This window comes from Phenylobacterium sp., from assembly GCF_036263695.1.
Lineage (GTDB): Bacteria > Pseudomonadota > Alphaproteobacteria > Caulobacterales > Caulobacteraceae > Phenylobacterium.
Genome location: NZ_DATAGM010000062.1, coordinates 1 through 7,430, shown reverse-complemented (window position 1 = coordinate 7,430; position 7,430 = coordinate 1). Strand labels below are relative to the sequence as shown.

Annotated in this window: 9 protein-coding genes and 1 pseudogene; 3 read left to right on the top strand and 7 right to left on the bottom strand. The window is 69.7% G+C overall.

Annotated features, from left to right (window positions below; genetic code table 11):
• From VHK87_RS02375 to VHK87_RS02360, 4 genes are all read right to left on the bottom strand, one after another.
• Nucleotides 1–617, bottom strand: a 617-nt coding sequence (locus VHK87_RS02375; protein WP_329633295.1) for a DUF808 family protein, incomplete at its 3' end; no start/stop codon positions are given.
• Nucleotides 618–721: 104 nt separating this feature from the next.
• Nucleotides 722–1,066 (bottom strand): Kazal-type serine protease inhibitor family protein, encoded by a 345-nt coding sequence (locus tag VHK87_RS02370; protein ID WP_329633294.1) that lies wholly within the window; start codon nt 1,064–1,066, stop codon nt 722–724.
• 28 nt (nt 1,067–1,094) lie between these two features.
• Complete coding sequence (trhA, locus tag VHK87_RS02365; RefSeq protein ID WP_329633293.1) at nt 1,095–1,772, bottom strand: PAQR family membrane homeostasis protein TrhA; 678 nt, start codon at nt 1,770–1,772, stop codon at nt 1,095–1,097.
• Nucleotides 1,769–2,383, bottom strand: a complete 615-nt coding sequence (locus tag VHK87_RS02360; RefSeq protein ID WP_329633292.1) for a TetR/AcrR family transcriptional regulator — start codon at nt 2,381–2,383, stop codon at nt 1,769–1,771. Before VHK87_RS02360 ends, trhA begins: the two co-directional genes overlap by 4 nt.
• 109 nt (nt 2,384–2,492) lie before the next feature.
• Here VHK87_RS02360 and VHK87_RS02355 point away from each other — a divergent pair, with 109 nt between their 5' ends.
• The gene (locus VHK87_RS02355; RefSeq protein WP_329633291.1) at nt 2,493–2,813 is read left to right on the top strand and encodes a 2Fe-2S iron-sulfur cluster-binding protein; all 321 of its coding nucleotides are present in this window, start codon (nt 2,493–2,495) and stop codon (nt 2,811–2,813) included.
• Between the two features lie 75 nt (nt 2,814–2,888).
• On the opposite strand, the gene VHK87_RS02350 is transcribed toward VHK87_RS02355, so the two are convergent.
• Entirely contained in the window at nt 2,889–4,187 is a 1,299-nt protein-coding gene (locus VHK87_RS02350) for a cytochrome P450 (RefSeq protein WP_329633290.1), read from the bottom strand.
• A 112-nt stretch (nt 4,188–4,299) separates the two neighbouring features.
• Here VHK87_RS02350 and VHK87_RS02345 point away from each other — a divergent pair, with 112 nt between their 5' ends.
• On the top strand, nt 4,300–4,851 hold the full coding sequence (locus tag VHK87_RS02345; protein ID WP_329633289.1) for a hypothetical protein: 552 nt from the start codon (nt 4,300–4,302) through the stop codon (nt 4,849–4,851).
• An 8-nt stretch (nt 4,852–4,859) separates the two neighbouring features.
• On the opposite strand, the gene VHK87_RS02340 is transcribed toward VHK87_RS02345, so the two are convergent.
• Nucleotides 4,860–5,951, bottom strand: a complete 1,092-nt coding sequence (locus VHK87_RS02340; RefSeq protein WP_329633288.1) for a lysine-2,3-aminomutase-like protein — start codon at nt 5,949–5,951, stop codon at nt 4,860–4,862.
• Nucleotides 5,948–7,009: an EF-P lysine aminoacylase EpmA gene (epmA, locus tag VHK87_RS02335; protein WP_329633287.1), complete on the bottom strand. Its 1,062-nt coding sequence runs from the start codon at nt 7,007–7,009 to the stop codon at nt 5,948–5,950. The genes VHK87_RS02340 and epmA overlap by 4 nt, the downstream gene beginning before the upstream one ends.
• Before the next feature lie 146 nt (nt 7,010–7,155).
• Here epmA and VHK87_RS02330 point away from each other — a divergent pair.
• Nucleotides 7,156–7,430, top strand: a pseudogene (locus VHK87_RS02330) (elongation factor P); the annotation flags it as partial.

Sequence of the window (7,430 nt, the reverse complement as noted above, 5' to 3'; positions counted from 1 at the left end):
TGCTGCGACAGGTGCACGCCCACGTCGTCCATCTTCACGATAAGCGCCACCACGCCATAGACCCCGACGGTGATGACCAGCCCGACCAGCGCCAGCGCCGCCGCCTGGATCCCCAGCGAGCGGTCGGAGACGTCGGCCAGGGCGATGGCCATGATCTCGGCCGAAAGGATCAGGTCGGTGCGGATGGCGCCGCCGACCTTCTGCTTCTCCAGCTCCTCGGAGCTGAGGGCCAGTTCGGTCAGGTCGTCTCCGGGATGGTGGCCGCCGACGGCCTCCATCACCTTCTCGGTGGCCTCAAAGCAAAGATAGGCGCCGCCCAGCATCAGCAAGGGCGTGACCGCCCATGGCGCGAACGCGCTGAGCAGCATCGCCCCCGGCAGCAGGAACAGGAACTTGTTCTTCAGCGAGCCGAGCGCGATTTTCCAGATGATCGGCAGTTCGCGGTCCGGCGTGAAGCCCATCGCGTAGCCGGGCGTCACCGCCGCATCGTCGACCACCACGCCCACGGCCTTCGAGCCCGCCCGTCCGGCCGCGCCCGCCACGTCGTCCACAGAGGCGGCGGCGATCTTGGCGATGCCCGCGACGTCGTCGAGCAGTGCGGCGAGCCCAGAGGCCATGCGGAAATCCCCCTGATGAGCCCGCCTTGCGGGCCGGCAAGCTCGCTAGGGGCTCGCGAGCCCGCCGTAAAGGCGATTGTGCCGGCGCTCCGCGGAAATGAGGGTCAATCGGCCGGGCATTCCCCGGCCGAAAGCACGCTCGTTCCGGCCGACTGCGCCTCGCAGGCGTTGCCGTAGGTCTTGCCGTCGCAGCCGCACACCGGCTGATAGATGCGGGTGCAGGCCTGCGGCCTCGGCCGGCAGACGCCGGCGGCGTCCGGCATACGGCATTGGCCCGGCTCCATGACGCAGCTCTCGCCGCTGGCGCACGAGAAGCCGGCGATGCCCCCGCACATTCCGCCTGGCCCCGGCCGCCCGCCCGCCGCCGGCGGCCCCTCTCCCGCCGCCGCCTGGCACCCCGCCAGCAGTGCAGCGGCCGCGAGGCCGATGAGGGATCGTGGGATGCGCATAGGCGGGTTCTCCCGGTTCAGGGTCGTCTCAGCGCGAGGCCAGCACCACGCCGAGCAGCACAGCGGCCCAGTGCGCGGAGGCGGCGGCGACGACGTGGCCGTGCCAGATCGCGCGGGCGAACTTCAGGCGCTTGTTCACGTAGAAGGCCACCCCGGTGGAGTAGAGCACGCCGCCCACCGCCAGCAGTACGAGCGCACCCCAGGTGATGCTGGAGGCGAGCGGGCGCAGGGCGATGACCACCAGCCAGCCGAGCGCCAGGTAAAGGACGACCCAGACCTTGCGGTCGATGTCCCTCAGCACCAGCTTGCCGACCGCTCCGAGGCCGGCGATCGACCACACGGCGGCGGTCATGCCGATGGCCCACGGTCCCTCGAGGATCTGGGTCGTGAACGGGGTGTAGGAGCCGGCGATCATCAGGAAGATGCCCGCATGGTCGAGCGGCCTCAGCCTTGGACGCCAGGACGCCTTGGCGAAGTTGTAGGCCGTGGAGAAGGCCAGCATGCACAGCAGGCCGGCGGCGTAGATCGACACCCCGACCAGCAGGCTGATCGAACGGTCCTGGGCGGCGAGCGCCAGCAGCACGCCTCCGCCGATCAGCGCCAGGGTCAGGCCGACGATGTGCACCACCAGGTCCGCGCACTTGGCGGCCGGGGTCGGATAGTGGCGCGGCGGACGCGCCGGAGCGGCGGCGGTCTGGGAACTCATGAGCGGGCTCTGGAGGATGCGTGTCGCTGCAGGAAGTTGAAGCCTCGAAGCACCTTCTCCGCAAGGGCCCGCGCGGCGGCCGGGTCAGTTTCCCCGCTGGCGAGGATGGTGGCGGCGATTCCGCGCCCGAGCGCCCAGCAGGTGAGCGCGATGTCGTCGAGACGCTCGGCCGGGACCCTCGCGTCGCCCTCAAGAGAGCGCCGGAAGGAGGCGAAGGCGCCCTGCTCGGCCGCCCGCACCGCCTCGCTCCCCTGCAGCGTCCGTTCGGAGTGCATCAGGGCGTAGAGCGGAAGATTGGCGTGCATGAACCGAAGATAGGCTGCGGAGGCGGCGTCAATGCGGCGCGGGTAGCGGCCGCTCTCCATCGCCTTCTCCATCCGGACCTGCAGTTCGCGGAAGCCTTCGATCGCCAGGGCCGCCAGCAGGGCGTCTTTGTGGGCGAAATGGTAGTAGAGGCTGGCGACGCCGCAGCCGATCTCCCCGGCGATGGCCCGCAGGTGCAGGGCCTCCGGCCCGCCCTCCTCCAGCAGCTTGCGGGCGGCGTCCAGGCCGCGGCTGCGCAGCGAGGCCACCCGGGGCGGCGACCTGTTCGGCCGCACTCTTCCAGTCATCCCGTCATGATCCAGCGCAAGGTGCTGTTTTTATCCACTTTTCGAACAGTGTTCAGGTCGCTGTATTCGCTCCCGACGCCATCAAGAACAACGTCGAGGGGAGAGAACCATGCCCAAGATCACCTACAAAACCTACAGCGGCGAGGCGCGGACGCTGGAGCTGCCGACCGGACTGTCGGTCATGGAAGGGGCGGTGAAGAACGCCATCGGGGGCATCGACGCCGACTGCGGCGGCGCCTGCGCCTGCGCCACCTGCCACGTCTACGTGGACGAGGCCTGGCTGGACCGGCTGGAGCCGGCCTCGGACATGGAGCGGAGCATGCTCGACTTCGCCGAGAACACCCAAGGCAACTCCCGCCTCGCCTGCCAAATCCGGGTCAAGCCCGAGCTCGACGGCCTGCTGGTCCAGACGCCCGAAAGCCAGCACTAGCGCGAAATCAGGGCCTGGCGAGCGCTCGCCAGGCCCTGGAAGTTTGGGTCTGCGGAAACGCCGCAGCTCTCGGCTCTAGAGCCGGGAGGGGATCACGACCTTCATCTCCTCGTAGCCTTTGACGAAGATCGAATAGGTGCGCTTGGGCTCCTCGAGCACCCGGACTTCCGGGAAGCGCTTGAGGATCTCCTCCCAGATGATGGTCAGTTGCAGCTCGGCCAGCCGGTTGCCGACGCAGCGGTGGATGCCGAAGCCGAACGACAGGTGCTGGCGCGGGCGCGGCCGGTCGATGATGTAGGCGTACGGGTTCTCGATGACCTCGTCGTCCCGGTTCCCCGAGACGTACCACATGACCACCTTGTCGCCCTCGCGGATGGTCTTGCCCTGGAACTCGAAGTCCTGGTTGGCCGTGCGCGACATGTGGGCCAGCGGCGTCTGCCACCGGATGGTCTCGGACACCATCGAGGGGATCAGCGACGGATCCGCCCGCAACTTGTCGTACTGGTCGGGATTGCGGTTCAACGCGAACACCGAGCCGGAAATGGTGTTCCGGGTAGTGTCGTTGCCGCCGATGATCAGCAGCGTCACGTTGGAGAAGAACTCGTCCATCGTGCAGTTGCGGGTCTCGGGCCCGTGCGCGAGCATCGAGATCAGGTCGCCGGCCGGCGGGGCGTCCACCCGCTGGTTCCACAGGTCGATGAAGTAGTTCCGGCAGTCGTTCAGCGCCTCGCGCATCTCCTGGTAGGTAGCGACGGGTCCGTGGCCGGGCGCCGTGGTCATGGTGTCGGACCAGAAGGTGAGTTTGCGGCGCTCCTCGAACGGGAAGTCGAACAGCGTCGCCAGCGTCATGGTGGTGAGCTCCTTCGAGACCAGGTCCACCCAGTCGAACGGCTCGCCGATCGGCAGAGAGTCGAGGATCAGGCCCGCCCGCTCGCGGATCTGCGATGACATCTCGTGCAGCCGCGCCGGCGCGACGGCCGGGCTGACGGTCTTGCGCTGCACGTCGTGGCCGGGGGGATCCATGCCGATGAAGCTGGGCGCCCCGGCCCGGTCGCGGGCCAGCTGCGCCTCGGGCGGCAGCACGCTCGACTTGGGCGACAGGGCGATGCCCTTTGCCGACGAGAACACCTGGTGGTTCGTGTCGATCGCCATGATGTCGTTGTACTTGGTGATCGACCAGAAGGCCCCGTAGTTGCTGTCGGGGGTGTAGTGGACCGGGTCCTCCTTGCGCAGGCGGTCGAAGTAGACCCAGTGCGAATCGTCTCGAAAGGCGGAAGCCCAGGCCGGGTTCAACGACTCCAGCGGGGTCTCGTAGGCGCGCTTGCGCGCCAGTTCGCGGGCGTCCGCCAGCACGTCGATCGCGCCATCGGCCATGGTCTTGGTCTCCCCAACAACTCTTGTCGCTCAAGAGGGGCCTTTCGAACATTGTTCCGCAAGGCTTATCCGTTCGGCGGCCTGCCGCGTTCCCTCCGCGATGCGCGCCTTCGTGGACTTCGAAGCCTCTTCCCTGGCCGACGACAGCTATCCAATCGAGGTCGCCTGGGTGTTCGAGGACGGCCGGAGCGAATCTCATCTGATCCGACCGGCGCCGCCCTGGACCGACTGGGACCCTGAGGCCGCGGCGATGCACGGCCTTACCCGCGAACGGCTCGGGGCCGAGGGCGAGCCCCACGACCTGGTCGCCCGCCGGGTGCTGGAGACCCTCGGTCCCCATGAGGCCTTCGTCAGCGCCCCTTCCTGGGACGGCAAGTGGCTAAGCGTCCTGCTGCGGGCTGCGGGCCTGCCCCGCCACGCCATGCGCTTCAAGCCGACGGCCGAAGCGCATGCGGCGGCGGTCGCCGAGGCTTGGGGGCGCGAGCCTACGCCGGATGAACTCGAAGACGTGGTGACGCTCGCCAGGATCTCCGTGGCCACCGAGCCGGTCCGCCACCGGGCGTTGGCCGACGCCGATCAGGAGCTGCGGCTGTGGCGGGAAGTGGGGCGGCTGGCGGCTTCCAACATCCCCGCTCATCCCGGCGGACGCCGGGATCGAGACTGAGGTGGGGTTCAGGCGGAGAGGCTGTCTGGGTCCCGGCTTTCGCCGGGATGGGGGGCGGTGGTGTTGGTGGTGGGGAGCCGCGCGGAGGCGTAGTCCGGCTCGCCGGCGGCGTCAGCCTGCAGCCAGGCCTCGCCCGCCGGCACCTTGCCATGGCCGCCGGGCAGGTCGACGACGTAGGTCGGCTGGGCTAGGCCCGAGACCGCGCCGCGCAGGGCGGAGACCACCGCCCTTCCCTCTTCCAGGGTCGGCCGCAGGTGGCTGGTGCCGGGAGCGAGGTCCGGGTGGTGCAGGTAGTAGGGCCGGATGCGGGTCTCGACGAAGGCGCGCATCAGGTCGGCGAGGGCCTGCGGCGTGTCGTTGACGCCCTTCAGCAGCACCGTCTGGGAGACCATCGGCAGTCCGGCGTCGATCAGCCGGGCGCAGGCGGCGCGGGCCGCGGGCGTCAGCTCGTCGGCGTGGTTGGCGTGCAGGGCGACCCAGACGGCTTTGCCCGGCGGGGGCTGCAGGGCAGCCACGAGCTCCGGCGTCACCGCATGGGGATCGACGGCCGGTACGCGGGTGTGGATCCGAACGACCTTCACGTGATCAATCCCGCCCAGCCCGGCCATCAGTTCGGCGATCCGGCGCGGCGACAGCACCAGCGGGTCGCCGCCGGTGAGGATGACCTCCCAGATCTCCGGGCGCGCGGCGATGTAGCCCAGCGCCGCCTCCAGCGCCTCACCAGTCAGCGCCCCATGCCCGTCCGGTCCTACCATCTCGCGCCGGAAGCAGAACCGGCAGTAGACCGCGCAGGTGTGGGTGACCTTCAGCAGCACGCGGTCGAGGTAGCGATGGACGATCCCCTCCACCGGCGCATGGGCGAAGTCGCCGATCGGGTCGGCGCTCTCGGCCGGCCGCGTGTCCAGCTCGGCGGGATCGGGCAGGAATTGGCGGGCGATCGGCCCCTGCCGGCCTTCCGCGTCGATCAGCTCGGCCATCGCCGGCGTCACCGCGACGGCATAGCGGGCGGCCACCGCGTGCAGCTCGGGCACCCGCGCAGGATCCACCAGCCCGGCCTCGGCAAGGGCGTCGGCGGTGCGCAGGGTCTTGTGGAAGGTCATCTTAGGGCGTCGAACTCGGGCACGGGCGTCCATAGCACCTGCTCGATCCGCTGGGCGCCCGTTACCAGCATAACCAGCCGGTCGAAGCCAAGCGCCGAGCCGCTGGCCGGCGGCATCTGGGCCAGCGCGGCCAGGAGATCCTCGTCGATGGGGTAGCGCTCCCCGTAGACGCTGGCCTTCTCGGCCATCTCCGCCTCGAAGCGGCGGCGCTGTTCGGCCGGGTCGGTCAGCTCCCCGAAGGCGTTGGCCAGCTCCACCCCGCAGGCGTAGAGCTCGAACCGCTCGGCGACCCGCGGGTCCGACGGCTTGGGCCGGGCGAGCGCGGCCTCGTGGGTGGGGTACTCGCACAGGATGGTCGGCCGCCCGCCCCCGAGGTTCGGCTCGACCTTCTCCACCAGCACCTTGGAGAAGATGTCCGACCAGCCGTCGTCGGGCGCCACACGAACGCCTGCCGCGCCGGCCGCCGTGGCCAGACCCTCGCGGTCCACGCCGCCAGCCTCGACAGTGGCCAGGAGGTCGATCCCGGCGAACCGGTCGAAGGCGTCGGCCAGCGTGATCCGTTCCGGCTCCTCGAATGGATCAGTGGTCCGGCCCCGGAACGTCAGCGCCCTGGCGCCGGCGGTCTCCGCCGCCAGGGCCAGGATCGACGCGCAGTCGGCCATCAGCAACTCGTAGGGCGCGCCGGCCCGGTACCACTCCAGCATGGTGAACTCGGGATGGTGCAGCGGCCCGCGCTCGCGGTTCCGGAACACCCGGGCGAAGTCGAATATCGCCCCCTCCCCCGCCGCCAGCAGCTTCTTGGCCGCGAACTCCGGCGAGGTGTGGAGGTAGAGCGCCCGCCGTTCGCCCGCCGGCCCCAGCGCCTCGGTCGCGAAGGCGTGCAGGTGGGCCTCGTTGCCGGGCGAGACCTGCAGGATCCCGGCCTCCACCTCGGTGAAGCCCCGGCCCTCGAACCAGCCGCGCAGGGCCGCTTTGATCCGCCCGCGCGCCTGAAGGAACGGCCGGCGGTCGGCGTGGCGCTCGGGGCTCCACCAGGGGGATGGGGGCGTCTGGGGCAAGCAGGACCTGGGCGAAGGCCGCGACGCGGCGACGGCTGGCGATTTTCCGCCAATCGCTATAGGTGCACGCCCACGCCGCTGTTTAGCGAAAAATAGGCCGGGCGCAGTGGAAGCGCGCGCGGACGAGAACGAAGGATACGAAATACGTGAAGGTCGCCGCCAGCTCGCTCAGGAAAGGCTCCGTCGTCGACATCGACGGCAAGCTCTACGTGGTCCTGAACGCCGAGAACATCCACCCCGGCAAGGGCACCCCGGTGACCCAGCTGAACATGCGCCGCATCTCCGACGGGGTGAAGATCTCCGAGCGCTACCGCACGACGGAGCAGGTCGAGCGCGCGTTCGTGGACGAGCGAGACCACACCTTCCTCTACCAGGACGGCGAGGGCTTCCACTTCATGAACCCGGAAAACTACGACCAGCT